Below are 26,395 nucleotides of genomic sequence, written 5' to 3'. Positions count from 1 at the left end.
GCGGGCGGTTGGGTGGTAGGCTGCCACTAAAAATTGCCTATCTGCTTTTGCTTGTAACCGAGCCTTTTCAGGCTCGTCTCACCCTCATTTTCTCTTGCCATGTTCAAGAACTACTTGAAAGTTGCTTATCGTAACCTCGTTCGGCACAAGGGCTTTTCGTTTCTGAATATTGCGGGCTTGGCCCTGGGCTTAACGGCCTGCCTATTGATCGGGCTGTTTGTGTTCGACGAGCTGCAGTACGACAAGTTTGTGCCTGAAAGCAGCCAGGTGTACCGGGTGTACACCGAAAGAACCAGCAACGAAACGCCGGAAACCATGGCCTGCACCGCGCCGATGTTTGCGCCCACGTTGCAGCAGGAGTTTCCGGAGGTGGCGCAAACCATGCGCATTTTGATGAATTCCTCGATCAGCTTGTTCGAAGTTGGCGACAAGAAAATCTACCTGGAAAACGGCCTTATTGCCGATTCCACTTTCTTCTCGGTGTTCCCGCTGCCTTTCAAATATGGCTCCGCCACCCAAGCCCTGGCCGGAACCAGGTCCGTTGTTTTGTCCGAAGACGTGGCCATAACGCTTTTCGGCGACGAAGACCCGGTAGGCAAAGACGTGAAGATCAGCAAAGAGACTTTCCAAGTGAAGGGCGTGTTGCAAAACAACCTGTCGAAGTTTCACCTAAAGGTCAGCTATGTGCTGCCACTAGCGGCGGCCGAGTTGCCCGCTGAGCGCATGAAAAGCTGGCGCTGGCAGCAGTTTTACACCTACGTGAAGCTGAAACCGGGTTCCGACGCCCAGCAAACCCAAGTGAAGCTGCAGAACTACATCGTCCAGAAAGTCCGCAACCTCACGCCCGACGACCCCATCCTCTACGTGCCTTTTCTGCAGCCCCTCACCGACATCCATCTGTACTCCGCGAGCTTCAAGTACGATTTGGCCGTGCGGGGCAACATCACCTACGTGAAGGCGCTTGGGCTGATTGCTGGCTTTGTTCTGCTCATTGCCTGCTTCAACTTCGTGAATTTAGCAACGGCCAAGTCCATGCAGCGCGCCAAGGAAGTAGGCATCCGCAAAACGATTGGGGCCAGTCAGCAGCAGCTTATGCTGCAGTTCCTAATTGAAACGGTGCTACTCACTTTCATCAGCGTGGTGGTGGCGGCCGTGCTTACCTCGTTGCTGCTCCCTTCTCTCAATGAATTTACGGGCAAGAGCATGTCCTTCAACCTCTTGTCTAGCCCCACACTGGCGTTGCTGCTGGTAGTGCTGACGGTGGTAGTAGGGCTGGTAGCAGGCTTTTATCCGGCCTTGGTGCTGTCCGGGTTCCAGCCCATCAAGGTGTTGAAGAGCGCGGTGGTGAGCGACGGGTTGTTCGGCCGGGTGCAATGGCTGCGTCACGGCCTGATTGTGGTGCAATTCTCGCTGTCGATCTTCCTGATTGTGAGTGCCATGGTGGTGTTTCTGCAAGTGGACTTTCTGCACAACAAAGACCTGGGTTTCAACCGGGAGCAGATCATGTTTTTTCCGATGCGGGGCGACAACATGACCAAGAGCTACGAGTCGTTCAAAGGCGAATTGCAGAAGACCCCGGGCGTAGCGGCCGTTTCCATCGGCTATGGCTTCCCCGGCGATGCCGTGGCCGGCGACCAGATTCTGGTGCCCACCAAAGGCGAGCAAAAACCCTACGCCGTCACGCACCTGATGGTGGATTACGACTACATCAAAACGCTTGGGCTGCAACTGCTGACGGGGCGTAACTTCTCGAAAGAACTGACCACCGACAAAGACCACGCCTTCATCATCAACGAAACGGCGGTCAAAGAACTGGGCTTCCATACGCCCGAGCAGGCACTAGGACAAACGCTCCTGTGGAACATCAAGCCCGATTCCGTTAAGAAAGGGCAAGTAATTGGGGTGGTGAAGGACTTCCACTACAAAAGCCTGTACGACAAAGTGGAGCCCGCCGTGCTGCACATCAACCCCGATGACTACTGGAAAGTCGCCGTCAAGCTGAAGGCCGACAACATTAGTAGCTCCATCAGTGGCGTGAAGGAGGTCTGGAACAAGTTCAGCCCCGATTATCCCATCGAATACAAGTTCATGGACGATAATTTCACCCAGATGTACCAGGCCGAAGACAAGCTGAAGTCGTTGCTGTGGGTGTTTACGGCTATTGCGGTGTTTGTGGGGTGCCTCGGGCTGTTCGGGCTGGCTACCTACGCGGCGGAGCGTCGCAAAAAGGAAATCGGGATTCGGAAGGTGCTGGGAGCCGACACGTCCACTATCGTGGCCTTGCTGTCCAAGGAGTTCCTGAAGCTGGTGGTAGTGGCTACGGTTATTGCGTTTCCGGTGGCTTGGCTGGTTATGCGTAAGTGGCTGGAAGACTTTGCGTACCGCATCAACATTCCGCTGTGGGTGTTCCTGGCGGCAGGGGTAGCCGCCGTGCTCGTGGCATTCCTAACCATCAGCTATCAAGCCATCAAGGCGGCTACCACCAACCCCATCCAGAACCTGAGAGCCGAGTAAGAGGCCGCGGGTTGAGGTTAGGTTGTGTTATCAAGCCAAGAACGTGGCGCCCAGTTTCAAGCGCGTTTCCCCTTGAAGTTACGCAGTGGTATCAACAGGGCAATGCCTCAGGAAAACTAGTTTGCAGCTACTTCTACATAGATTTTTCAGGTCCCAAAAGCCTGACCCCACCTTTCGTTTGCAATCAATATGCTCCGGAATTATCTGAAAATAGCGCTACGCAGTCTGTGGCGTAACAAGGCCTTTTCCGCCATCAATGTGTTTGGGCTGGCTATCGGCATCGCTACCTGCCTGATCATCATGCTGTTCGTGCAGAACGAATTGAGCTACGACCGCTACAACGAAAAAGCCGACCGCATGGTGCGGGTGGTGTTCCGGGGGTCGGTGCAGGGCGAAAAGATGGAGGAAGGCTTTGTGATGCCGCCGGTAGCGCAAACGCTGCTGGCCGAATACCCCGAAGTGGAAGATGCCACCCGCCTGACAAACAGCGGCGGCAATCAGCGCATCAGCTACGGCGACAAATCATTTCGGGAAGATGCCGTGGCCTTTGTTGATGCCAACTTCTTCCAGGTGTTCACCATCCCTTTCTTGCAGGGTAATTCTAAAACGGCGCTGGTACAGCCCAATACCATTGTGGTTTCTCAGGCAATGGCGCACAAGTACTTTGGCAACGCCAACCCGATAGGCAAGGTGCTGACCTTCAAAGGTGGCGCCCAGCCTTTCAAGGTCACCGGCGTCTTCGATAAGGTGCCCGTCAACTCGCACTTTCATTTCGATTTCTTTGCGTCCCTGGCCAGCGTGCCGGATGCCAAATCCTCGTCCTGGATGACGTCCAACTACTTCACGTACTTGGTGCTGCCTGCGGGCTACGACTATAAACAACTAGACGCCAAGCTGCCACAGGTGGTAGAGAAGTACATGGGGCCGCAGCTAAAACAGGCCATGGGAATGAGCTTCACGCAGTTCCGGCAAAAAGGCAACGACTTGGGCTTGTTCCTGCAACCCCTAACCGACATTCACCTACGGTCCAATTTCCGAGGTAACCTGGAAGCCGGCGGCGACATCCGTTACATCTACATCTTCACGGCCATTGCGCTGTTTATGCTGGTTATTGCCTGCATCAATTTCATGAACCTCTCCACGGCTGGGGCCTCCAAGCGCGCCCGCGAGGTAGGCGTGCGGAAAGTGCTGGGCTCCATGAAAAGGCAGCTGGTCGGGCAGTTTCTGCTGGAATCCATCTTGCTCACCATGGTTGCTTTGCTGCTGGCCATGGTGCTAGTCACGATGGCCCTGCCCGTCTTCAACGAGTTGGCGGGCAAGAACCTGGCGTTGGATTTCGCGGCCAAGCCGTGGCTGCTCCCCGCGCTGCTGCTGTTTGGCGTGCTGGTCGGGGTGCTGGCCGGCAGTTACCCGGCCTTCTTTCTGTCATCGTTCAATCCAGTGACGGTGCTGAAAGGCCGGTTTGCGTCCGGCAAAAAAAGCAGCGGCTTGCGCAGCGGCTTGGTGGTATTTCAGTTCTGTGTTTCTATTACCCTCATTGTGTGTACCGCCGTGGTGTATCAGCAGCTGCATTACATACAAAGCAAGAAGCTGGGCTACGACAAAAATCACGTGCTGGTATTGCCGGAAACCTGGATGCTGGGCAAGCATGCCGATGCGTTTCGGCAGCAGCTTCAGCAAGACCCCCGGGTGCTGAGCATCAGCACCTCAGGCTACCTGCCGGCTGGCAACAGCAACTACAACAACTTCTTGGTCAGCCTCGACAACGATGCCTCCCGCCTGATGAAAACATTGCGCTACGAGGTAGACGACCACTACATCCCGACCCTGGGTATGCAGCTGGTAACCGGCCGCAACTTCTCGAAGCGCTTTTCTTCTGACTCGGTGGGCATCATCCTCAACGAAACGGCAGTGAGAGCCTTTGGCTGGGAAAAAAACCCGTTGGACCACGTGCTGTCCCAATCCGACAACCAAGGGCACAAAACCACTTATCGAGTAATAGGAGTGGTGAAAGACTTCCACTTCAAGTCACTGCACGAACCGATTTCACCGCTCGTCATGACGCTGGGCAGCAACTCCGGCTCCGTGATAGTGAAAGCGAAAACCACCGACATGGCGGGGCTGGTGGCTTCCCTGAAAGAGCGGTGGAGCGCCTTCTCCACCGAAGAGCCGTTCACGTACTCTTTTCTGGATGAGCGGTTGGCGCAAACTTATGACACCGAGCGAAAGACGGGCCGCATCCTGTACATTTTCGCGGCCCTCACCGTGTTTGTGGCGTACCTAGGCTTGTTTGGTTTAGCTACGTTCACGGCCGAGCAGCGTACGCGAGAGATTGGGATTCGGAAGGTGTTGGGCGCCTCAGTGACCAATATTGTAGGGATGCTGTCCAAGGAATTCCTTAAGCTGGTACTTGTCGCCAACTTGGTGGCGTGGCCGTTGGCGTGGCTGATCATGAACAACTGGCTTCAGAACTTCGCTTACCGCATCACCATTGGGTGGTGGATTTTTGCGGCCGCTGGCCTAGCCGCTTTGCTCGTGGCGCTTGTTACCGTGAGTATGAAAGCAATGCACGCCGCCACCAGCAATCCTATCAAAAACCTGCGAGCCGATTGATCGGGCAACCCGCAACGGAGCAGCTGCGCCGGGGCCGCTAAACGAGTATGCGGCGCTTCAAGCAAACTAAAGCGCTGCATACTCGTTTAGCGGCCCATGCAATACTGGATTTTTGCCGCTTTCGTCGCGGTTGTGGTCTTTCTTTTTTATCGTTACGTCACCCGCGAGTCGCGCCAAAAAGCTGCGGCGCTAGCCGAGGATTTCCCGGCTGCTTGGCGGCAGATTCTGAACGAGCGTGTGGCCTTCTATTTGTCGCTCACCCCGAACGATAAGCAGCGGTTCGAAAAGCGGATTCAAGTGTTTCTGGCCCAAACCCTTATCACGGGCGTGCAGATTGAAATTGACGATGTGACCCGCGTATTGGTGGCCGCTTCGGCTGTCATTCCGGTGTTTGGCTTTCCTGAGTGGGAATACGGCAACCTGAGCGAGGTACTGGTAGTGCCCGACGCCTGGAAAGAGCAGCAAGACCCCAACAAGGAAACGGCGCCGCTCTCAGGTACGCTGCTCGGTAGCGTCCGCAACTTCCAGACTTCCCGCTACATGCACCTTTCCAAAGCGTCTTTGGAACAAGGCTTCCGCGACGCGCTAGACAAGCAGAACGTGGGCATCCATGAGTTTGCCCACCTGCTCGATGCTGCCGACGGCGTGATTGATGGTATTCCCGCCGCCACGCTGCCGCCTGAGTTGCGTGGGCCGTGGGCCGAAGTAATGGCCCGCGAGATTCAAGCCATCCGCGACGGTAACTCGGAAATCAACGACTACGCTGGCACCAACGAAGCCGAGTTTTTCGCCGTCGTGACCGAGTATTTCTTCGAGAAGCCCGAGAAGCTACAGGAGCACCACCCCGAGCTGTACGAACTGCTGTTGCGGGCATTCCGCCAGAACCCTAAAAAGCGTTTCCTGCGCTTCACCGTAGACCCGCGTGAGTGGCTGAAAACCTTGCGCAGCCGCCGCAAATTTGGCCGCAATGATCCGTGCCCATGCGGCAGCGGCAAGAAATACAAGGATTGCCATTTGTTGCTACAGCAGGCAGCGTAAGGTAGTCGGGCGTTGCTACGTAGCTCTTGTAAGGTCTTGCTCAGCTTAGCATGGGGCTTCGATAAGACCAGCCATGGGTAAGTGGGAGGCAAAGATTACACACTGCCCAATTCGCCGGGAGTTTTAGCTTTGCTGTAATGAAAAAGAACTTCCTGCCTCTTCTGACGGCTGCTACGTTAGCGGCCTGCGCCCCAACGGCCAAGACACCTGCCACCACCCCGGCCGCAACTCCCGAAACCACTGCTTCTACCCCACCTGCGCCGCAAGACTATGCTGCGCAAGCCGAGGAGTTTCTGCGCAATTACTCAGCTGAATATCAGCGCCTCTACACGCAGTCGAGTGAGGCAGAGTGGCGTTCTAACACGCACATTGTGGCGGGTGATACCAGCAACTCAGGTGCTACCGCGCGTGCCAACGGCCGCATGGCTGCCTTCACGGGTAGCTCTGATAATATTCTCACCATCAAGGCGCTACTAGAGCACAAAGCCGACCTCACCGAGTTGCAGGTGAAGCAGTTGCAAACGGCCCTCTACAACGCAGCCAACAACCCCCAAACCGTGGCCGATGTGGTGAAGCGCCGCATAGCAGCCGAAGCTGCCCAAACCGAAAAGCTCTACGGCTTCGACTATAAGTACCAGGGCAAGTCGGTCACGACCAATGATTTGGATGAGCTGCTGCGTAAAGAGAAGAATCCAGCCAGGCGGCAGCAGGTGTGGGAAGCCAGCAAGGCCATCGGCCCAACGCTCAAAGACGGCTTGCTCAACCTACGCGACCTGCGCAACCAAACGGTGCAGGCGCTCGGCTATTCCGACTACTTCACCTATCAGGCGTCAGACTACGGCTTGAGCCGGGAGGAGATGCTAACGCTCGTGCGCAAAATCAACGAAGAGCTGCGTCCGCTCTACCGCGAGCTGCACACCTACGCCCGCTACGAACTCGCCAAGAAATACAACCAACAGCAGGTGCCCGACTATTTGCCCGCGCATTGGCTGCCCAACCGGTGGGGCCAGGATTGGAGCGCCATGGTGGAAGTTAAAGGCTTGAACATCGACCCCGTACTAGCCAAAAAAGGCGCAGAGTGGCAAGTACAGCAAGCCGAGCGGTTCTACAAGAGCCTCGGCTTCCCGGCGCTGCCACCTGTATTCTATGAGAAAAGCAGCCTCTACCCGCTGCCCAAGGATGCCGCCTATAAGAAGAACAACCACGCCTCGGCTTGGCATATGAACCTCGACCAGGACGTGCGCAGTCTGATGAGTGTGGAAGGCAACACCGAATGGTATGAAACCACCCATCACGAACTCGGCCACATCTACTACTACCTCACTTACACCAACCCCGAAGTGCCCGTGCTGCTGCGCGGTGGCGCCAACCGCGCTTACCACGAAGCCATGGGCAGCCTCATGGGCCTAGCCGCCACCCAAAAGCCGTTCCTAACAGGTTTGAACCTGGTGGATGCCAAAACCCAAACCGACCAGACCCAAACGCTGCTTAAAGAAGCCCTCAACTACGCCACATTCATTCCGTTTGCATCGGGGGTGATGAGCGAATGGGAAAACAGCTTCTACGCCGACAAGCTACCCGCCGATCAACTCAACGCCAAGTGGTGGGAGCTAGCCAAGAAGTACCAGGGCATCGTGCCGCCTACCACCCGCGGCGAGCAATACCTCGACCCGGCCACCAAAACCCATATCAACGACGACCCCGCGCAGTACTACGATTACGCGCTGTCCTACGTCATTCTGTTTCAGCTCCACGACCATATTGCCAAGAAGATCCTCAAGCAGGACCCCCATGCCACCAACTACTATGGTAGCAAAGAAGTAGGCGCCTTCCTGGCTGATATCATGCGTCCCGGCGCCAGCAAAGACTGGCAAGCGGTGCTGAAAGAGAAAACGGGGGAGGACCTTTCGGCCCGTGCGATGGTGGAATACTTCCAACCGTTGATGGCTTACTTAAAGCAGCAGAACAAGGGCCGGAAGTACACTATGTAGCAAAGTGCCCCTAGCTAGCTAAGCGCTTGTCCTTCCGACGCAGGAGGAATCTGGATGTAATCGTTGACCATCTTGACCCAGATTTCTCCTGCGTCGGAAGGACAAGCGCTTATTTGCATAAGCCCTGACACAAGACCAGTAAAGTAGGTGGCCCACAACAAACTTGAAAATGGAAAAGATGAGCAGTCGTTGGATTTCGCCTAGGCAAGTGCTTGTTGTTCTGTTGCTATGGTGTAGTGGCCCGGCTGGACTGGTGCAGGCGCAGAGCAAAGAATCGGCGCTCAGCATAGGAAACACCTTCACGCTGGAGTCCAAAATATTAGGTGAGACGCGGCGCATCAACGTGTATTACCCACCTGCCTACACTGAGTCTGCCACTGTGCGCTTGCCGGTGCTCTACATGCCTGATGGAGGCATGGCGGAAGACTTTCTCCATGTTGCAGGGCTGGTGCAGGTGCTGGTCGGCAACGGTACAATGCGGCCCTTCCTGTTGGTTGGAATTGAAAACACCGAACGGCGGCGTGACCTCACTGGTCCTACCACCAACGAGAAAGACAAAAAGATTGCACCCCGCGTCGGGGGCTCGGCTGCTTTTCGCAAGTTTATACGGCAAGAGTTGATGCCGCAGATACAAAAGCGCTACCGCACCACACCAGAAACCGCCATTGTTGGTGAATCCCTAGCTGGCCTGTTTGTTGTCGAAACGCTATTGCTAGAACCCGATCTATTCGATACTTATGTAACCTTCGACCCGAGCCTGTGGTGGAACAACAAGCAGCTGGTAAAGCAGGCTAGCAGCTTGTTGCAAGGCTACAATGGCAGAGCGAAGACGCTGTACATGGCCACGAGCAGTGAGCCCGAAATAGCCACCGACGGCCGTCAGTTTGCCGAAGTCCTGCAAGCCGCGGCCAAGCCTAGCATTAGTTGGCACTACGAACCTATGCCCATCGAAACCCACTCGACCATCTACCACCCGGCCGCTCTCAAGGCGTTTCGCTACGTGTTCAAGCCAGCAGTGCAAGGTTCAGCTAAGTAGTAAGGATATCAACCGAACACATAGACAGAAAGAGGGAATGTATCATAAAGCTTGATTACGAATGCACCCTCTATTAAGCCCATTTCTGCGCAGTGCTTGTCATTATCCTATATGCATCTTCGACCAGCCACTTGAGGAAGCCAACGGTAATTTGTTCTACTTGTCTCTAAGTGAGTCTGAACGACAACAGCTCTCGATTACCGACTTAGTGGAATGGATTGAGGCCGTAATAGAGAAAAAGCGTGAGCAGTTACAAGTCAAGCAGAGAGAATCCTACTCAATGTGCTTCTATTGTTGGTATGATGCTCTCGCCAGTCAGTTGAGATTCAGTCTAGTATCAGCGAGCTATAAAGACAACTTGCCTTTCAGATGCCCTCTTCAGGCCACTAACTTATCCACGGTTTTACACGAATTACTTTTCCCTGAAGCTGAGAAGTACACAACGAAAGTTTGGGTAGATGAAGCTGGAGAACAGCATCCTGACGTCTTCCTAATGATATGGACCACGACCCTATAAGCAGAACAGGCCAACCACTTGGTTCGGCCTGTTCTGCTTATAGGGTCGTTGACGTGCGCAACGTCCGTAGCGTAACAAGCGGCGTGAGTACTTCGAAACTAGTAATTCGCCGCGTCAGCCGGCAAATCGATAAGGATAAACTGTGCATCCTTTACCGCCCGAATTTCCAATACATGCTCGTCGGTGGAGCGAACCTGGTCGTTGGGTCCTATGTCAACGCCGTTGATGAAGAGCGAACCTTCTTTCACGTAGATGAAGGTGTTGCGGAGGGGGAACGTTTTGAAAGTAACCGTCTTTTCTTCGCGCAGATTACACCAGTAAATGGTGGTGTTGGAATTCATGTATACCACATCTTCCAACACTTTCTGGCCTGATACCAGCGGCACCAACTCGTTTTTGCTATCCAGGAAGTTTAGGTCCTTTTGCTCGTAGCTCGGGGCGAGGCCTTTTTGATTCGACAAAAACCACAGTTGGTAGAGGTGCAACACCTTATCGGTGCGGTTCTGCTCGGAATGGGCCATGCCAGTACCAGCTGTCATGCGCTGCACGTCGCCTTTCTTGATGGTGGCTTTGTTGCCCATGGTATCCTCGTGGTACAACTCGCCTTCCAGTACCAGCGTCACGATTTCCATTTCCGAGTGCGGATGCTGCGGAAAACCCGATTGGGCCTGCACCGTGTCGTCGTTGAAAACACGTAACGGCCCGAATTGCGCGTTCTTCGGGTCATGGTAATCGGCAAAGCTGAAGAGGAAGAAGCTGTTGAGCCACGCTACAGGAGCAGCATGGTGGCGTTCGGTGGCGAGAACAAGCTTGAGCATAGCGGGTCGAGTTGGAGTTATGTGCTCCGCTTACGCAGCCCAGCAGCTAGAAGTTGATTGCACCCTCATCCAGCGCTACCTGTCCTGCTCGCAACATCCCTAAGGTTTTGTTTCTGCAGGTGTATAACTCCCTGAATGCAACAAGCCCTTGACGCAGTGTACGCCAAGGGCTTGTTTGATTATGAAACCTCGTTTTAGAGGTGTGTTGCGGGACCTGCTGTACCTGCTACTAGTTAGGCCTTTTTCATAGTGCTTACCTGCTGCTGCAAGTCCAGCACAATGCTGGCGAGGCGACTCAGCGAAAGATCGGCAATAGGGAAGGTGCTGCTGATATAGGCTTTGGCTTCCCAGATTTCCACTACGTCTTCCACGCCTATTTCATAAGGCGAGTACAGCGGATTGTCAGAGTGTAAAGCCAACATAGCACCTTCTTTGAGGCGGTTGAAAACACGCTTGAATACGATGCCTTCCTTGGAGCTAACCACGATGCAAGGCGTGCCGTCCTTCAGCGTCATCCAGTCGTCCACGTAGCGGCCCACGATAACAGTGCCGCTAGCAATAGGCAACATGGAATCCCCACTGATTTCGAAGGCGCGGTAGGTGCCACCCGTGCCCAGCATAGGCAAGCGGAACTTAGGCAGCTCTTCCAAATACTCAGGGTCAGCGTAGCCATTGAGGTAACCAGCTGCAGCCTTTTGAGGCACCAACTCAATGTTCTCGTTTTGTTCTTTATCTACCGTGAGTGCCAATATGCGCAAGCCGCCGCCGGGCCGGGTGGGCTCGGTGGAAGTAGCTGGCTGAAGCTGCAGGAGGGCCGCTTTGGCGTTCTTCTTTTTGCTAAAGTCAGTGGTTACCAACGCATCCAGCGAGATGCCGAACAGACGAGCCATGTTAACGAGAGTAGTCAACTTAGGCTCGGCACGACCTTCCTCGTAGGCGCCCACCAAAGAGCGTTTGATACCAAGCTTTTCGGCCATCTGGGCCTGAGTAAGGGCCAGTTCGCGCCGCCAGAATTTAAGATTCGTGTTAATCATGATGCAGGGGAGCCGGAAAAGGGCTTCATCGGTAGATAGTTACCGGCTCGTGAAAGTACGAACCCTGTTACGAGAATACTAATTCAATTAGCTGAAAGTTTTTGCTAATTTTTTTTGAAACACCTGGCTAACACACCATCAAATCAGCGCTTCAACATTGCTACGCAGCAAACAGCCAGCATTGCCTCCAATGGTGTCGTCACAAGATGCCATTACACACCTGCGGACAGCTGGCAACGACGCATACAACTTATTCTCCGCGCAGCTTTTTGAAGTACATCAAAGCCAGCCGGAGTTTGAAGTAGTCATACCTCTCGCGCAGGTGGTCGAACAGGTCACGCAGCATGGGGCTACCACCAAGCTGAGCCTGGGCCGTTTGGATTTCTGCTAGCTCGTTGGGCGTCAGGAAATCGGCAATGCGCAGGTCGCCACCGTTGGCGTAGGCGTTGGTAAGATGCGTTTGCACCGTGGAAACGGCCAAGCTTCGCCGTTCGGCTATGGCCTCCACGTTCAGGCCCATGCGGTGCAACTGGAACGTGGCATCCATAGTGCTGCCCGCGGCCGTGTTGGTTTCACGCTTGCGAGGAGTCCGGGGGGCGGCGGCATCGTCGGGGTCGAGGCCGTCGAGCATTTCATCGGTTTCGTCTAGTTCGGCAGGGTTACCGCCGTGCGCCAGAATTTCCTTGATGAACACTTCGCCGTAGTTCTCGAACTTCTTCATGCCAACCCCCGAAACGCCCAGCATTGCCATGCGAGAAACTGGCCGCTCGGTGGCCATTTCCTGCAGCGTAGCGTCTGTAAAGATGACGTACGGCGGTACGTTCTGCTCGTCGGCAATGCGTTTGCGCAGCGTGCGCAAGGCCTCGAAAAGCTGTGCTTCGCGGGACACTGGCGCTTTGGTTTCGGCTGCGGCTTTGCGGCCACGCTTAGGCTTCTCAGCTTTTTCGGCTGGCTGAAATTTCTTGAGTGGCAACGGACGCTGGCCTTGTAGTACTTCGCGGCCCAACTCCGTGATTTTCAACGCGTAGCCTTCCTCGTAGGCAATGTACAGCAGCCCGTCATTGAGCATTTGGTGTACATAGCTGTACCAGTCGAGGTAGGGGAGGTCGGAACCGGCGCCGTAGGTTTTTATCTGGTCGTAGCCGCCCGATAGCACTGCTTGGTTGCGCATGCCCCGCAGCACGTCAATCAGGAGCCCGATGCTGGCTCTTTCGCGCATGCGCACTACCGCCGAGAGAGCCTTTTGGGCAATTAAAGAACCATCGAAGGTGATGGGCGGGTTGCGGCAGATGTCGCAGTTGCCACAGTCCTGGCTGAGCGTCTCACCGAAATAATGGAGCAGAATCTTGCGGCGGCAGCTGGCGGCTTCCGCAAACTGCTGCATGCGCTCCAGCTTGGTGAGGTTGAGTTGGGTGAGTTGCGGATTCTCCTTGGTTAGCATTTCGCGCAGCTGCAGCACATCCGCAAAGCTGTAGAAGAGCACCGCCGTAGCTGGCGCCCCGTCGCGGCCACCCCGGCCAATCTCCTGGTAGTATCCCTCGATATTCTTGGGCAGGTTGTAGTGCATCACCCAGCGCACGTTGCTCTTATCGATGCCCATGCCAAAGGCGATGGTGGCCACAATCACCTGCAAGTCATCTTTCAGGAAGCCTTCCTGCACCGTGCCGCGCTGGTTGGGCGTCATGCCGGCGTGATAGAAGCCCGCCTTGATACCCTTGGCTTGAATCTTGGCGGTGAGGGTTTCGCACTGCTTGCGCGAAAGGCAATAGATAATGCCCGATTCGCCGGGGTGGCGCTCAATGAAGTCGAGAATGCCGCCTACGCGGTCCTGGCCGGGCCGCACAATGAGGTTGAGGTTGGGCCGGTCGAAGCTGGAGAGGAATACCTGTGGCTCGTGCAAGCGCAACTGCAGCTGAATGTCGCGCTGCGTGAGCCGGTCGGCAGTAGCAGTGAGGGCAATAATGGGCGTGTTGGGAAACTGGTCGCGTAGGACCCGTAGCTGGGTGTACTCCGGCCGGAAATCGTGGCCCCATGATGAAATGCAGTGCGCCTCGTCAATGGCAAACATGCTCACCCGCAGCCGCTGTAGAAACTGCAAAAAGCCCGGCGACAAAAGCTTTTCGGGCGAAACGTAAAGCAGTTTCAAATACCCGTTGGCACAATCCGAGCAAATGGCGTTCTGCTCGCTTTGCCCGACGCTGCTGTTGATGTACGCCGCAGAAATACCGTTGGCTTTCAGCGCCTCCACCTGATCTTTCATCAACGCAATCAGCGGAGAAACAACCACGCACACGCCCTCCGATACCACGGCGGGCACCTGAAAACACACCGATTTGCCGCCGCCCGTTGGCATGAGCACCACCGTATCGCGCCCGCTTAGAATGCTCTGGATGATGTCTTCCTGCATAGGCCGGAAGGAATCATAACCATAGTATTTCTTGAGGACGCGGCGAGCAGACTCAAGAGTGGGAGCGAAGGGTTCAGCAGCAAATAACATCCCGTAAAAATACGACGGTAGAGTAGGACTTGAAAGCTGAATGTAACCACAACGAGGCGGAAATGGTGCACTTTTCAGTTGAAATGCCACGAACCTGAAGCCAGTGCGCCTACGTACAACGGTTTAGCTTGCGCTATCCCACCAACCCTCTTTCTGATGTACCAATCCCCTACCTCCCTAACTGACAACCAAACCGTTCTTGACGCGCTGAATCGCTGCGTAGCTGCCTGCGAGCTGTGTGCCACTGCCTGTTTGCAAGAAGAGCACGTTCAGCACATGGTAGGCTGTATAGCCATCGACCGGGACTGCGCCGATATTTGTGCACTGACGGCCCGCCTGGTAGCCCGTGGCTCAGTGCACGCCAAGCACATCATGCGCGAGTGCATCGAGGTATGTCAGCTTTGTCAGAATGAGTGCGCCAAGCACAATGACCCTCACTGCCAGCAGTGCGCCGCTGCCTGCAAAGCCTGCGTGGAAGCCTGCCGGGCCTGGAATAGCTAACGGCACAGGTCCGTTGAAACCTAATAACTTGTTCGGTTATTCTTCGATATCAACTAGCCGGTACCGCACCGCGGATTTCTTGGGCTTGATATCCATGCCCACGTAGTGCGCATACGCTTTGGTAAAGCAGGCCCCGAAATAGAAAATCATGGCCGAGTAGAACACAAACAAGAGCACCAGCACAATGCTGGAGGCTGCGCCGTAGATGGGGCCTAGATTGCGTTGTACCAGCAACCGCCCCAGCACGAATTCTCCTAAATCGATGAGGACGGCTGTGAGAGCCGCGCCCCGTAATACCGCCCGCCACGGCACTTTCGCGCTGCTCAGGTTGCGAAAAGTGATGGCAAACCATGCCGCCAAAATCAGCAGAGAAGTGACTTGGCTGACCGCCACGAATAGGTAGTACCCAACGTTTGTGTCGAAGTCACGCACGTAGTCGGTCACGAAGGCAATGACAGCGTCAGTTAGAAACGTTATCAGCGAGAGCAAGCCCGTGGCTACGAGCACACCCAAGGAGCGGGCGCGCTCTTTGAGGGCTTTATCGAAGCGCCGGCCCCCCCGCCGCGGCCGTATCTGCCAGAGTTGGTTGAGCGAGTGCTGAATAACGACGAAGAGCGTGGTGGCAATGAAGAGCAGAAATGCAAACCCGAGCCACGTGAGCAAGCGGCTGCGCTGCACGTTGGTTACGTTCTGGAGAATCTGCTCTACTAGTTCAGCTGCCGACGACCCCAATAAGTTGGAGAGTTTGGTAAGCAGCATCATTCGCACGGCTGCCGTGGAATACACCGAGCCAAGCACCTGTACCAAGATGAGCACAATAGGCGGCAGGGCGAAGGTCGTGAAGAAAGCCGTGGCAGCACCTAGGCGAAGCGGGTCGTTGGCCACCAGCTCACGGGCCGCTCGGCGCAACAAAATCAGGGTAGTTGTAAAATTCTGGCGGCGGGTTGGGTGCGGCCCTTGTACTTTTGTCATCAGCCTTGCGTACTAGGTTGCGGCGCCGCAATGGCCCGCGGGGCAGACTGCGAAGATAGCGCCGCGCCCTGTCACTGCCGCTTCCCGCTACGCAACTTCTTTTCGCTCCATCTGTGTCTGTACTTCCTCCGCCCGTCCCGGCTTCTTCGGAGCCCCCTGCCTCGCCGGGTTGGTGGCGCAGGCGTGTGCTGGATCCGATTCTGAATATTCTCAAGCAAGGGCTCACCCCCAAGCAACTCTCGCTTACCGTTGCCCTAGGCATCGTATTCGGGTTGGTCCCAATTTTGGGTATTACCACGCTTATGGGCACTGCAACTGCCGTGCGGCTGCGGCTGAACGTGGCGGCACTCTTGGTGGTAAGTCACTTAATGAGCCCGGTGCAACTGCTTCTGCTTATTCCGCTAATGCGCTTGGGTGCCCAGTTGCTCGGCGATGGGCAAGCAACTCAGCTCACGCTAGCGCAACTTGAGTTTTTGTTTGAGAAGGATTGGCGAGAAGCACTGCAACTCTTGTGGCAGGCTAGCATGGGAGCCATGTTGATTTGGGCAGTGGCTTCCATTCCGGTTGGGTTGCTTCTCAACTTTGCTTTGCGGCCTCTGTTTCGGTGGCTGCTGGCCCGGCAAAGCGGCAAGCTGGCGAGTGACACACCATCTGCCGCGGCCGAATCCACAGGCCCTTGAAAAAGGCACATTAATAAACTACAAGGGCCCTTCACATCCATGCTGGTGTGAAGGGCCCTTGTAGTTTGAAAACCAGGCTGCAAGAATCAGCTTTACGTCTGGCTACTGCAATATTTAACGCTGAAAGAACGGCTCTTGCTGGTTGAAATACTGATTAAGGGGCTCGTCGGCGTTCGGATCAAGCACCATCATATCCACAAACTGATACCCTTCGAGGCGGCCTTCAATAACGGGGCCTAGCTCTTGCAGGAATTCGGCATTTTGCTCATCGCTCTGGAATGCCAACAGGATGCGAGGCGGCTCTGGGCTGTTCTCCACGCGTAGCTCTGCCAAATAAGCCTTTTCAATGAACGGACGGGTAGCGCAATACTCGCGCAGGGCATCTAGTAATACGGTTGGCGGCTCCGCGGGCGCGCCTATTTGCACAGGTACTTGGCTGGCAGGGTCCGTAGGCGGATGTATCAGGTCGCTGGCTAGCAACTCCTGCATTTCCTGGCTGGTAAGAAGCTTGCCGGCCGGCGAAAATGGGTTGAGCACGCAGTCTGTTGCCTGTATCATTTGCAGCAAATCCTGTCCGCGAACCCGGATAAAGGAGACGCCCTCTGGCGCAATGCCTCCTTCAAAAATACGCTCTACGGCAGAAAAAACAGGAATCTTACCGTCGTTCAACACCTGTAGCTGAATTTCCATGCCTGGCGTGAGCGGTACTTCACCGCCGGCATCGCCTTCTTTCGGAAGGGTTACGGCCAATAGTTCTTCGTGCAACAATGCCTGATAGAAAGCCGGGCGAATATTGGGCTCATTCGCGGCCCGCATCAGCAACTCCTCCAGAATGTTGGATGGAGGGAAAGGAAAATCTGGAATCTGCGGCTGTCCGTAGGCAGGCTCCGGAATAAGCGGCATGGGAGGTATTGGGGGAGCCTGCTCCTGGGTGGGCATGGTGTAGTTGGAACCCTTGTAGCGGGGGCCAGCAGGGGCAGCGGCAGGCGTGGTGGTAGTGTCAGGAGCCGCAGCCGGCGGGGTTTGCGGCGCTTCAGGCTTCTTTTTTAGAAAATCAAACAGACCCATAAGAATTCGAAGAGTGAAGGTGCAAGCTAACCAAGATTGAGTGAAGATGCATAGCCCCGGCGGGTATAAACAGCACTTGGGGGCTGCTGCCACACTAAAGATCTGGGTGCCAATTCGCTGCCACCCAGCGACGTCTACTCACCGGATAATACTACCGTTGCAGGGACCCAGGAGTTCCGACACTTCCCGAATGGTGTACACCTCGTTTTTATTGCCCCAGCTTTGCTGCACGAAGTTCAACAGATTGGTAATCTCGGCATCGGTCAGGTCCTTGGGGTGGCCGGGCATCACTTGGTTGTACAGGATGCCGTTCACGACCACCGGGCCTTTCATGCCGTTCCGGATCAGACAAGGCAGTTCGGAGCGGTGGTTGGCTACGTAGTCGGAGGCCGCAACCGGCGGAATCAGGCGGCGCAGTCCCTGGCCCTGTTCGCCGTGGCAACTAGAGCAATGGGTTTGATAGAGTTGGGCGCCTTCGTTCTGCTTTTGGGAAAAGCAACCAGTGGTGCTGGTTGCCAGCAGCAAGCCCACCGCTGCCACTGCAGCAACTCGGAGCGAGGAAAGCAGCCAACTCATTTAGCGGCGGTTTGCTTGCTCTCGGCTTCCTCCTTCAGCAGAATCGGTAAATCGTGGATAAGCAAGTCCACTTGGCTTTTCTCCATGCCGTCATACACCCCCCGCACCCGGCGCTTGGAATCTACCAGAGCAAAAGTGCCGCTGTGCGCGAATCCTCCGGCCACTGTCTTATCTACTTCGGCACCAGTCATATAAGCGCGGGCCAAGTTGAAAATGGTATCGTGCGGTGCCGTGGCGAAGTGCCAGCGCGACGCATCTTTGATGCCCAGCCGCTCGGCATAGTCACGAAGCACTGGAATAGAGTCGTGGGCTGGGTCGATGGTGTGGCTTAGGAACAGCACATCAGGATTGTCCTGGTACGCCTCGTACACGCGCAGCAGTTCGCTTTGCATCTTGGGACAGATGCTGGGGCAGGTAGCAAAAAAGAAGTCAGTAACGTAGACTTTGCCGGCAAACGTCTGGTTGTTGATCGTCTTGCCTTCCTGGTTGGTGAGCGTGAAGCTAGGAATAGGGTCGGGGAGCGTGTCAGAAGGGCTGGTAGGAGTGGTGCGTTTCAACCCCAGAATAGAAAGCCGTTCCTCCTGGGGCGGAGTGGTTTCAGAGCAACCAAACAAACCAAGCCCGGCCGTTAATAAAAGGCCTAGAAATAGGGTAGGTACGCGGAAAAGAGAAGACAACATGGTGGTTATTGAGCGGAAGATGTGGGCGTTCCGGCGGTCTGTAATACTAACCGCGCAGAGTCGATACTAGTGCGAAACAAGCCGGCTACCGAATCGATTTTTTTCTGCTGCCCGGCAAAGTAGGTAAGGCGCCGGGCTATGTCCACGGTATCGGCGGGTTTGCGGTAGCCGTGCATCCAATCCATCATAGCCGCATCGGCGCTGAGTAAGGCCCGGCGGCGGCGACCCGCAGCGGTGGTGTCGGGCCCAGGGGTTTTCTGAAGCTGCTGCCGCAAGATGGTAAGCTCATCCATCTGAGCCATAAGCTCATCGTGTTTGGCTAGTACGGTTTTTTCAGCGGCTTCCGCCTTCTGTTCGTCGCTCTGCAGAGAGAGGCACGCCGATGCCCACGCGGCAAGCGGCAGCAAAATAAATAAGCGCAGTTTGTTCACGCCCGCAAAGGTACGCGGTAAACGATGGATGGCCGCTGACCAAAACAGGCAACAACTGCGCGGCAATGCTGACCCGTTCCGAGTGTTGCCATACGGTCAAGCGTCGAACTCGAAGGAAGGTGTCTCGTTAGGGAGTGAAGACGCTATACGGTTACCCCCGCATGAAAAGAAACGAAATAGAGCCCCGGCAAAACCGGGCGGTTTACGTCCTGATGGCAGTAGCGGCAGCCGTAGCGTTAGTTGTTGCGCTTTGGTATCACTCCCGCCACCCATAACAAGAAGCGCAAGCATCAAATGTGTACAGTCCGGTTGGATGCTATCTGTCAGCGGATTAGGCTATTGAAAGTATTGCCAGACGGCGCGGATTAGCTCATAGCTTCCCCACACTACTAGCCCTGCAACCACCAGAAGCAGAATAATAGCAAAGGCCATAATGCCTTTGCCGCTGCCCTGGTATTTGCCTTCAGCATAGTGGGCCCGCAGTAACCGTACGTTGCGGTCATTGGCTTTATAGGCGAAGTCGAAGATGTTGCCGATGATGGGAATAGCTCCGATGAGGGTATCGAGCAACACGTTGAGTACCATCCGGACGGCTACATTGCCACTGGCACCATGGCGCATCATGGTGAGAATCAGGACGCCGGAAACGGCCAAGGAAGGAATGCCGCCCACCACGGGTATCAAGCTCATGATAGGATCGAGGCCAAAGCGCCAGGAGGTGCCCGGTACTCGAAACTGACTGTCCATGATGCGGGAAATGCTTTCCACCCAACGTAGGCGGTCGTTGGCATTGAAGGGAGGGGTGGGTGTAGGCGTAGGCATGGCGCAGGGGGCGTGTAGGATAGCTTTCCCGCAGAGAAACGCAAGGGGTGTCCGATGGTTGTATGCCGGTAGCGGCAGTAGCGCTTCCGCGAACCTCTGAGCAGTCTATACGTTCCTTGCTAGGACGTTTCCAACCGAACAACTCCATGCAAACTCGCACCCTTGGCCGCTCTGGCCTCACTGTTTCTGCCCTCGGCCTCGGCTGCATGGGTATGTCTGATTTCTACGGCCAACCCGACGATGCGGAAAGCATTCGTACCCTGCACCGAGCCGTTGAGCTAGGCGTTACGTTTTTTGATACGGCCGACATGTATGGGCCTTTCAAAAACGAAGAGCTGGTAGGCAAAGCCTTCCGCGACCGGCGCGACCAAGTGCTCATTGCCACCAAGTTTGGCATTGTCCGCGACCCCAGTAACCCCGCGGTCCGTGGCATAAACGGCACGCCGAGCTATGTACGGCAAGCTTGTGAGGCTAGCCTAAAGCGCCTAGGCACCGACCATATTGATTTGTATTACCAGCACCGCGTTGACCCGAATACGCCTATCGAAGAAACGGTTGGGGCTATGGCAGAGCTGGTACAGGAAGGCAAAGTGCGCTACTTGGGTCTTTCGGAGGCAGCAGCTGGCACACTGCGCCGCGCCAGTGCAGTGCATCCGATAGCGGCTTTGCAAAGTGAGTATTCGCTTTGGAGCCGGGAGCCTGAAGACGAGGTGTTGCCAACCTGCCGAGAGCTAGGGATTGGCTTTGTGCCGTATTCTCCGTTGGGCCGAGGCTTTCTTACGGGTCAGCTTCAGCAATTCGAAGATCTGGCTCCTGATGATTATCGGCGCCATACACCACGGTTTCAGGGGGAGAACTTTCAAAAGAACCTCGACCTCGTGGCACGTATCAAAGAATTGGCAACTCAAAAAAGCTGCACCCCCGGCCAACTGGCCCTGGCTTGGGTGCTAGCGCAAGGCTCCGATATTGTGCCCATCCCAGGCACCAAGCGGGTGCAGTATCTGGAAGAAAACCTGGGTGCCCTTGAAGTGCAACTAAGCACTGAAGAGCTACAACAGTTAGAAGAAATAGCCCCCCTGCATGTAGCTGCTGGTCAGCGCTACCCCGAGCAGATGATGGGCAGCGTAAACGGATAAAAAAATAATAGGCATGCAAAACGGGGCCTCTGCCGTGGTAGTAATGTTACTACCACGGCAGAGGCCCCGTCTATTTGTTCTGTTCCTACTTACCGTTTCTGTGTATTGGGGGAAGCAAATCAATGAGGCCATCTTCGCTCACTACCACGGCCAGGCAAGGGTAGCGGCTGCTTTCCACGTAGCGCAAGGCTGAGTTGTAGCGGGAGCCGCGAGAAGAGTCTCCTTTTTCGGTGGCCAGGCCGTCGAGAATGGCCCCGATGGCGTGGCAGATGCCATTCGGCTCAACGAGTACGGCCCCATCAATATTCGTAACCAGGCGCAGGACAGAAGGCGTCATGAGGCGCGGTACCACCCGGAAGCACTGCCGTGTAAGTCGTGCCGCCTCCTGGGCCGCTCCTTCCGACACTACCAGAATGGTGCCGGTAGGCTGCGAGGTGGCTCGTTGGGTTAGTTCCCAGAGATACCCGATGGCTGCCTCATCCAGATAAGGAAACACGCGCTGCACGGCCCGAGCGAAATTGGTAGCATCGACGCGGCCCTGCGGTAGGCGGGGCGTGTTCGATACTACCTTCATCATCAGCTGGTTGTCGTGCGTTAGCTCCCAGCTGTAGTGCCGAGTGAAATGCACCGTGAAAATAGGCTCGTAGGCTTGGTCGTCGGGGGCCACGAGGTAGCCGAGCCCGAATACATCGGTGGCATCAGAAACCAAGGCGGTCCGGTCTTCGCTTAGTTCCAGTAACTTCCGTACGCGGCGGTGGTCGCGCAGCGGAATAGGGCTATCCAACGTAAGCACCGACACAATAGCCGGGTGATGCCGCCGCGCGACGAGCATGGTGCCGATGCCTTCGTCGCCCTCGTGGCGGAGGGCAGCTACCCCGTTGCAGGCGTCGTACAGCCCGTGGGTGCCAGCGGCTACGCGCAACATAAAGCTGCGGCCCGCCGCGCGTAGCACTTCGTTGTAGTCGCGGTCCAGAACGGGCCGATCGTCATCGGTGCCGGACTCGCGCAGAGCGCGGCTGCAATCTTGCAGAAATTCCTGCACCGTGGCATTCACCAAGGAAGTGGGCCGGTTGCCGGTGCTCAGCACCGGAAGAGTGTAATAGGCTTCGTAGGTTTCGCGGGAGAGCTGCAGCACGATAACCACCAGGTAGCCATACATACTAATGGGCACCGAGCAGAAACTGATGCGTTCCTCGGTGCGGGTTGCGGTTAGCTCGGTCAGAGTCTGCTGGGTAGCCTGTTGCAACAAGGCATACCAGCGGAGCTTTTCGTATCGGTCGTGGTCGTCGGGGTGCAGGTGATACACCACGTCCCTAGGACCGTCGGGTTCCAGATCGGCCGCTAAGGCCTTCACTCCTGCGAAATCGGCGGGGGTGTAGCGCAACGTAGCGGGCTCTACTACTACCGCCTGGGGCTCGTCGGTTTCGCGGGCCGAAGCCAAACCTAACAGGAATACTTCAGGCTTCAGGTTCCGGTCGAGCAGGTTGAAAATGCCATCAGCAAACAACTGAGCCGAGACACGAAACAAGCTTTGGTGGTCCCACATGGAGGGGAGTTGGAGAGTGGGCAAGGGCAGAGCAGAAAGAAACGAAAGAGGCGTTGGCAACAAGTACGAAAAAAAGCCAACGAAGATAGACCGCTGCCCGGCAAGATTTCGGCCAAATTCACTTAACCTTCTTGCGTTTTACAAGTTATACAGGATAGGAAAACTGGCCGCTTAGCTTGCAATAAGCCACCGGAAAGCGTACCTTAGAACGTATAGATGCTGCCGCTATGCCTCCTGTTTACCTCCTAGTATCCGGACTCGGTTTTCTGTGCGCCTATTCGGTGCTGCCGCTGCTTACAGCCTACTGCGCTGCCAGTTACGGCCGCTCCTACTGGTTGTGGTTCGCGCTCGGCTGGCTGTTCCCGATTGTCTCGTTCCTGCTGCTGTTCGCCATGATTGCGCGCCGCCACCTCAACCAGGGCGAACGATTGCTCGATGAAGCCAAGGAAATTTTGGCCGCCGCTGAGGCTGCTGAAGTAAGACAATAAAGTACTGCCTATAACTCGCAATTAGTTTGCAATACGCACTGCATAGTGCGTCTGACTGCAAACCCATCCTTCACTGAACGGCTCGCTATAGAGGCACATGGATAGGTGGTTAGCACCTGCCCATGCGCACCCATAGCGGGCCAATTGCTTTATTACCGTTTCGGCAGGGAGGCGGGCTCAGCGTGGTGCAGCGACGAGGCCCGGACAATCAGCTCGGGCTTGAGTACCAACGGTGGGGGCGAGTAGCTCGGTCCGCGCTTAAGCAATTGCAACAGCAAGCGAACCGCAGTTTCGCCCATTTGCTCGGCCCGCTGGTCGACTACAGTTAGTCGGGGGTGGGTCATGTTGGTGAACGGCTCGTTGCTGAAGCAAGCAATAGCCACGTCTTGCGGCACGCGTACTTCTCGTTCGTGGAGCACTTCCAGCGCTCCAACCGTTGGAATGGCATACGCCGCAAACACGCCGTCGAGAGGAGTTTCCAGCGTCAGTAGGTGTTCCATAGCGTCACGACCAGCGTCGTGGGTCAGCTCGGGCAAGTTGTATACCGCCTGCTCGTCCAGCGGCAAGCCGTGGGCCCGGAGCGCTTCGGCGTAGCCTAGGTAGCGGTTGCGGCTGGTGTTAAGGTGCTGCGGACCCGCTAAGTGCGCAATGCGAGTACACCCCTGCTCAATCAAGTGCGTCACGGCCCGGTAAGCTCCCTGGAAATCGTCGAGCACCACGGCGGAACTGCCCGCTAGGTCAGCCATCCGGTCAAAGAAAACCAGCGGAGTACCCTGCTGCCGGACTTGCTCGAAGTGCTGCATCTGGTCGTGGGTGGTGGCCGAAAGTGAAATCAGAATACCCTCTACCTGAGCTGCCAACAGCGTATCAATGTTCTGTTGCTCCCGGCGCAGCTCTTCGTTGGACTGGCACATCATGACATTGAAGCCCGCCCGGCTCGCTACTTTCTCGATGCCGTTCATGACGGCCGGAAAGAAGTAGCCTCTGATGTGTGGTACCACTACCCCCAGGGTTTTGCTATGGCCTTTGCGTAGGGCCGCGGCCAACTGGTTGGGGCGGTAGTTAAGTTGCTGCGCCAGTTGCCGTACCCGGTCCTTGGTGGCCTCGCTGATGCCGCTGTGGTCGGCTAGTGCCCGTGATACAGTGGAAGGGGAAATACCTAATTGCTGGGCCAAGTCAGCAATGGATGTTGGTTTTATATTGGGCATGTGATGAGCGAAATAAACAGTAAAGCAGATGCTCGGGGTGTCAATCCGAAAACAGCAGGTTTCCTTGTCTGGCAGCTTCAATAAGCCATGCGAGCCAGCATCTGCTAGGGAAGGCAGTGGTTCCTAATTAGTTAGTGGAACACTGCCCTATCAACAAAAGAGGTGTGGGGTGAACGGGTTATAGGACGGGTGCGGGTTGGTTTCGGGGGTGCAACTTCATAACTAACCGGATGTTTTGGTTTGCCACTGAAATACGTCACTTCCTGCGGGAGGCTGCTTGCAGTTTCTCTCTCGCACTAAAAATGCCATGTGAAGCGGCTTTTTTATTTGCATCCGCGTTATTAGCCTGCTCGAGTCAAACGGTTGCCCAGCAACAACTACGGGTTGTTGGGGCCCAGCACATCCACTGTCGGGCTTCTTCCAAGCAAGCAAATACGCACTTCTGCATTCAATTAGCAACTTCAATCTATGCTCCCTGTGTTGAAACCCGTCCTGTTTACGAGCTTCCTCTTGGCAACGGCTATTTCCCTTCAAGCGCAGCAACTGACAGAAAGTATCAAGCTCAACCAACTAGGGTTTTACCCGGGGGCCCCGAAAGTAGCAGCTGTGACGGGCGCAGCAGCCGGGAAATTTTACGTCACCACCCCCGACCGATCTACCACAGTTTTCACTGGCAACCTAGGTGAGCAGCGCCATGCGGAGCTGTCGGAACAAGAGGTACGGACGGCTGATTTCTCTGGCCTGACTGCTGCCGGAACCTACGTGTTATGGATTCCGGCAATAGGATATTCGCATTCCTTTCAAATAAAGCCGCAGGTGTATGGGCCGCTGGCGGCGGCAGCACTGAAAAGCTACTATTACCAACGCGCTTCCACGCCGCTGCCCGCCACGTATGCCGGGGTGTGGAACCGGCCCGCTGGCCACCCCGACAACCACGTGCTGGTGCACCCCTCGGCAGCTAGTGCGCAGCGCCCGGCCGGTACCAGTATTGCGTCGTCGCGGGGCTGGTACGATGCCGGTGACTACAACAAGTACATCGTGAATTCCGGCATTACGATGGCCACTCTATTATCTCTCTACGAAGACTTTCCGGCCTACGGCAAGCAGCTGAACGCGCAGATTCCGGAAAGCAGCAACCCGATTCCGGATGTGCTCGACGAGTCATTGTGGAATCTGCGGTGGATGCTCACCATGCAGGATCCGAACGATGGGGGTGTGTACCACAAGCTCACCAATGCCAGCTTCGATGGCATGGTGATGCCCACCGAATGCCAAACGCCCCGCTACGTGGTGCAAAAAAGCACTGCGGCCGCCCTCGACTTCGCGGCCGTATGTGCCCAGGCCAGCCGCGTGTTTCGCCCATTCAGCGGCCAATTGCCAGGTCTAGCCGACTCGTGTTTGCAGGCATCTACCCGCGCCTGGGAGTGGGCCAAGAAACATCCGGCCGTCTATTATCAGCAAGACGAGTTGAACAAGCAATTCCAACCGGCCATTGCTACCGGCACCTATGGCGACCAAAACGTGCAAGACGAGTGGAGCTGGGCCGCAACCGAGCTGTACGCCACCACCAAAAACGAGACATATCACCCATCTATTCAGCTGCTGCCCGAGGGGAAGTTGCCGCTGCCTGGTTGGAATCAGGTGCAGGCCCTTAGCTACTATACGTTGGCTCGCTTCGGCACCAAGCTCCCAGCAAAGGCGGCAAAGGAGGTAGCCAAGGCGAAAAAGGAAATTGTAGCCCTGGCCGAAACCCTGGCAGCGGGCAGCGACACCCGAGCCTACCAGACCGTAATGGGCAAAAGCGTCGGTGACTTCACGTGGGGCAGCAATTCCACCGCTGGCAACCAGGGCATTGCGCTTGTTCAGGCCTACCAGATCAGCGGCAACCCGAAGTATTTAAAGTACGCCCTCACCAACCTCGATTATCTGCTAGGCCGCAATGCTCTCGGGCTTTCCTTCGTGACGGGGTATGGCGCCAAGACCCCACAACACCCGCATCACCGGTTATCTGAGGGCGACAAGGTGCTGGCACCCTTACCGGGCTTTTTGGTAGGAGGGCCTAATCCTGGCCGACAAGACAAGTGCCAGTACCCGTTTCAAGCCGCCGCTCTGTCCTACACCGACGATGTATGCTCGTACGCCTCCAACGAAATTGCCATCAACTGGAACGCGCCTTTAGTGTACCTGACGGGGGCTATGGAAGCCCTGCAAGGGAAGTTCTAGGTGGGG

General features: G+C 55.8%; 21 protein-coding genes. 10 read left to right on the top strand and 11 right to left on the bottom strand.

Annotation, left to right across the window (positions count from 1 at the left end; genetic code table 11):
• Positions 1–99 precede the first annotated feature (99 nt).
• The 5 genes from MTX78_RS12995 (at position 100) to MTX78_RS12975 (ending at position 9,192) form a co-directional block, all read left to right on the top strand.
• The gene (locus MTX78_RS12995; protein ID WP_243794797.1) at positions 100–2,514 is read left to right on the top strand and encodes an ABC transporter permease; all 2,415 of its coding nucleotides are present in this window, start codon (positions 100–102) and stop codon (positions 2,512–2,514) included.
• 189 nt (positions 2,515–2,703) lie between these two features.
• The gene (locus tag MTX78_RS12990) at positions 2,704–5,127 is read left to right on the top strand and encodes an ABC transporter permease (RefSeq protein WP_243794796.1); all 2,424 of its coding nucleotides are present in this window, start codon (positions 2,704–2,706) and stop codon (positions 5,125–5,127) included.
• Between the two features lie 96 nt (positions 5,128–5,223).
• On the top strand, positions 5,224–6,165 hold the full coding sequence (locus tag MTX78_RS12985; RefSeq protein WP_243794794.1) for a M90 family metallopeptidase: 942 nt from the start codon (positions 5,224–5,226) through the stop codon (positions 6,163–6,165).
• A gap of 137 nt (positions 6,166–6,302) precedes the next feature.
• Complete coding sequence (locus tag MTX78_RS12980; protein ID WP_243794792.1) at positions 6,303–8,156, top strand: M2 family metallopeptidase; 1,854 nt, start codon at positions 6,303–6,305, stop codon at positions 8,154–8,156.
• Positions 8,157–8,364: 208 nt separating this feature from the next.
• Complete coding sequence (locus tag MTX78_RS12975) at positions 8,365–9,192, top strand: alpha/beta hydrolase (RefSeq protein WP_243794790.1); 828 nt, start codon at positions 8,365–8,367, stop codon at positions 9,190–9,192.
• Positions 9,193–9,807: 615 nt separating this feature from the next.
• On the opposite strand, the gene MTX78_RS12970 is transcribed toward MTX78_RS12975, so the two are convergent.
• The 3 genes from MTX78_RS12970 to recQ all read right to left on the bottom strand — a co-directional run bounded on the left by MTX78_RS12970 (position 9,808) and on the right by recQ (position 14,058).
• Entirely contained in the window at positions 9,808–10,527 is a 720-nt protein-coding gene (locus MTX78_RS12970) for a pirin family protein (protein WP_243794789.1), read from the bottom strand.
• Between the two features lie 233 nt (positions 10,528–10,760).
• The gene (locus MTX78_RS12965; protein WP_243794787.1) at positions 10,761–11,561 is read right to left on the bottom strand and encodes a LexA family transcriptional regulator; all 801 of its coding nucleotides are present in this window, start codon (positions 11,559–11,561) and stop codon (positions 10,761–10,763) included.
• Positions 11,562–11,811: 250 nt separating this feature from the next.
• Positions 11,812–14,058: a DNA helicase RecQ gene (gene recQ / locus MTX78_RS12960; RefSeq protein WP_243794785.1), complete on the bottom strand. Its 2,247-nt coding sequence runs from the start codon at positions 14,056–14,058 to the stop codon at positions 11,812–11,814.
• Between the two features lie 156 nt (positions 14,059–14,214).
• On the opposite strand from recQ, the gene MTX78_RS12955 reads away from it, so the two are divergent.
• Positions 14,215–14,559: a four-helix bundle copper-binding protein gene (locus tag MTX78_RS12955; protein ID WP_243794778.1), complete on the top strand. Its 345-nt coding sequence runs from the start codon at positions 14,215–14,217 to the stop codon at positions 14,557–14,559.
• 36 nt (positions 14,560–14,595) lie between these two features.
• Here the strand turns inward: MTX78_RS12955 and MTX78_RS12950 are convergent, their stop codons facing one another.
• The gene (locus tag MTX78_RS12950; protein ID WP_243794776.1) at positions 14,596–15,531 is read right to left on the bottom strand and encodes a YihY/virulence factor BrkB family protein; all 936 of its coding nucleotides are present in this window, start codon (positions 15,529–15,531) and stop codon (positions 14,596–14,598) included.
• A gap of 113 nt (positions 15,532–15,644) precedes the next feature.
• Between MTX78_RS12950 and MTX78_RS12945 the strand changes: the two genes are divergently transcribed.
• The gene (locus MTX78_RS12945; protein WP_243794774.1) at positions 15,645–16,211 is read left to right on the top strand and encodes a DUF2062 domain-containing protein; all 567 of its coding nucleotides are present in this window, start codon (positions 15,645–15,647) and stop codon (positions 16,209–16,211) included.
• 114 nt (positions 16,212–16,325) lie between these two features.
• Here MTX78_RS12945 and MTX78_RS12940 read toward each other — a convergent pair whose 3' ends face one another.
• The 5 genes from MTX78_RS12940 to MTX78_RS12920 form a co-directional block, all read right to left on the bottom strand.
• Positions 16,326–17,279, bottom strand: a complete 954-nt coding sequence (locus MTX78_RS12940; RefSeq protein ID WP_243794772.1) for an enhanced serine sensitivity protein SseB — start codon at positions 17,277–17,279, stop codon at positions 16,326–16,328.
• A 138-nt stretch (positions 17,280–17,417) separates the two neighbouring features.
• Positions 17,418–17,855 carry a c-type cytochrome gene (locus MTX78_RS12935; protein WP_243794770.1) on the bottom strand — a complete coding sequence of 146 codons (438 nt, stop codon included), beginning with the start codon at positions 17,853–17,855 and terminating at the stop codon, positions 17,418–17,420.
• Positions 17,852–18,535, bottom strand: coding sequence for an SCO family protein (locus tag MTX78_RS12930; protein WP_243794768.1), 684 nt, complete (start codon positions 18,533–18,535; stop codon positions 17,852–17,854). Before MTX78_RS12930 ends, MTX78_RS12935 begins: the two co-directional genes overlap by 4 nt.
• A 5-nt stretch (positions 18,536–18,540) precedes the next feature.
• A complete protein-coding gene (locus MTX78_RS12925; protein WP_243794754.1) occupies positions 18,541–18,966 on the bottom strand; it encodes a hypothetical protein in 426 nt (141 codons plus the stop codon).
• 336 nt (positions 18,967–19,302) lie between these two features.
• Positions 19,303–19,788, bottom strand: a complete 486-nt coding sequence (locus tag MTX78_RS12920) for a DUF4112 domain-containing protein (protein ID WP_243794752.1) — start codon at positions 19,786–19,788, stop codon at positions 19,303–19,305.
• A 146-nt stretch (positions 19,789–19,934) separates the two neighbouring features.
• Here MTX78_RS12920 and MTX78_RS12915 point away from each other — a divergent pair, with 146 nt between their 5' ends.
• Positions 19,935–20,924, top strand: coding sequence for an aldo/keto reductase (locus MTX78_RS12915; RefSeq protein ID WP_243794750.1), 990 nt, complete (start codon positions 19,935–19,937; stop codon positions 20,922–20,924).
• Between the two features lie 85 nt (positions 20,925–21,009).
• Here MTX78_RS12915 and MTX78_RS12910 read toward each other — a convergent pair whose 3' ends face one another.
• A complete protein-coding gene (locus MTX78_RS12910) occupies positions 21,010–22,494 on the bottom strand; it encodes a DNA integrity scanning protein DisA nucleotide-binding domain protein (RefSeq protein ID WP_243794748.1) in 1,485 nt (494 codons plus the stop codon).
• Positions 22,495–22,697: 203 nt separating this feature from the next.
• Here MTX78_RS12910 and MTX78_RS12905 point away from each other — a divergent pair, with 203 nt between their 5' ends.
• Positions 22,698–22,958 (top strand): hypothetical protein, encoded by a 261-nt coding sequence (locus MTX78_RS12905; protein WP_243794747.1) that lies wholly within the window; start codon positions 22,698–22,700, stop codon positions 22,956–22,958.
• A gap of 152 nt (positions 22,959–23,110) precedes the next feature.
• On the opposite strand, the gene MTX78_RS12900 is transcribed toward MTX78_RS12905, so the two are convergent.
• Positions 23,111–24,166 carry a LacI family DNA-binding transcriptional regulator gene (locus MTX78_RS12900; protein WP_243794745.1) on the bottom strand — a complete coding sequence of 352 codons (1,056 nt, stop codon included), beginning with the start codon at positions 24,164–24,166 and terminating at the stop codon, positions 23,111–23,113.
• A gap of 468 nt (positions 24,167–24,634) precedes the next feature.
• Between MTX78_RS12900 and MTX78_RS12895 the strand changes: the two genes are divergently transcribed.
• Complete coding sequence (locus tag MTX78_RS12895; protein ID WP_243794743.1) at positions 24,635–26,389, top strand: glycoside hydrolase family 9 protein; 1,755 nt, start codon at positions 24,635–24,637, stop codon at positions 26,387–26,389.
• Positions 26,390–26,395: the final 6 nt, after the last annotated feature.

This window comes from Hymenobacter tibetensis (assembly GCF_022827545.1).
Taxonomy (GTDB): domain Bacteria; phylum Bacteroidota; class Bacteroidia; order Cytophagales; family Hymenobacteraceae; genus Hymenobacter; species Hymenobacter tibetensis.
Note: the sequence above shows the minus strand (reverse complement) of the source record. Positions and strands in the feature narration are given on the sequence as shown.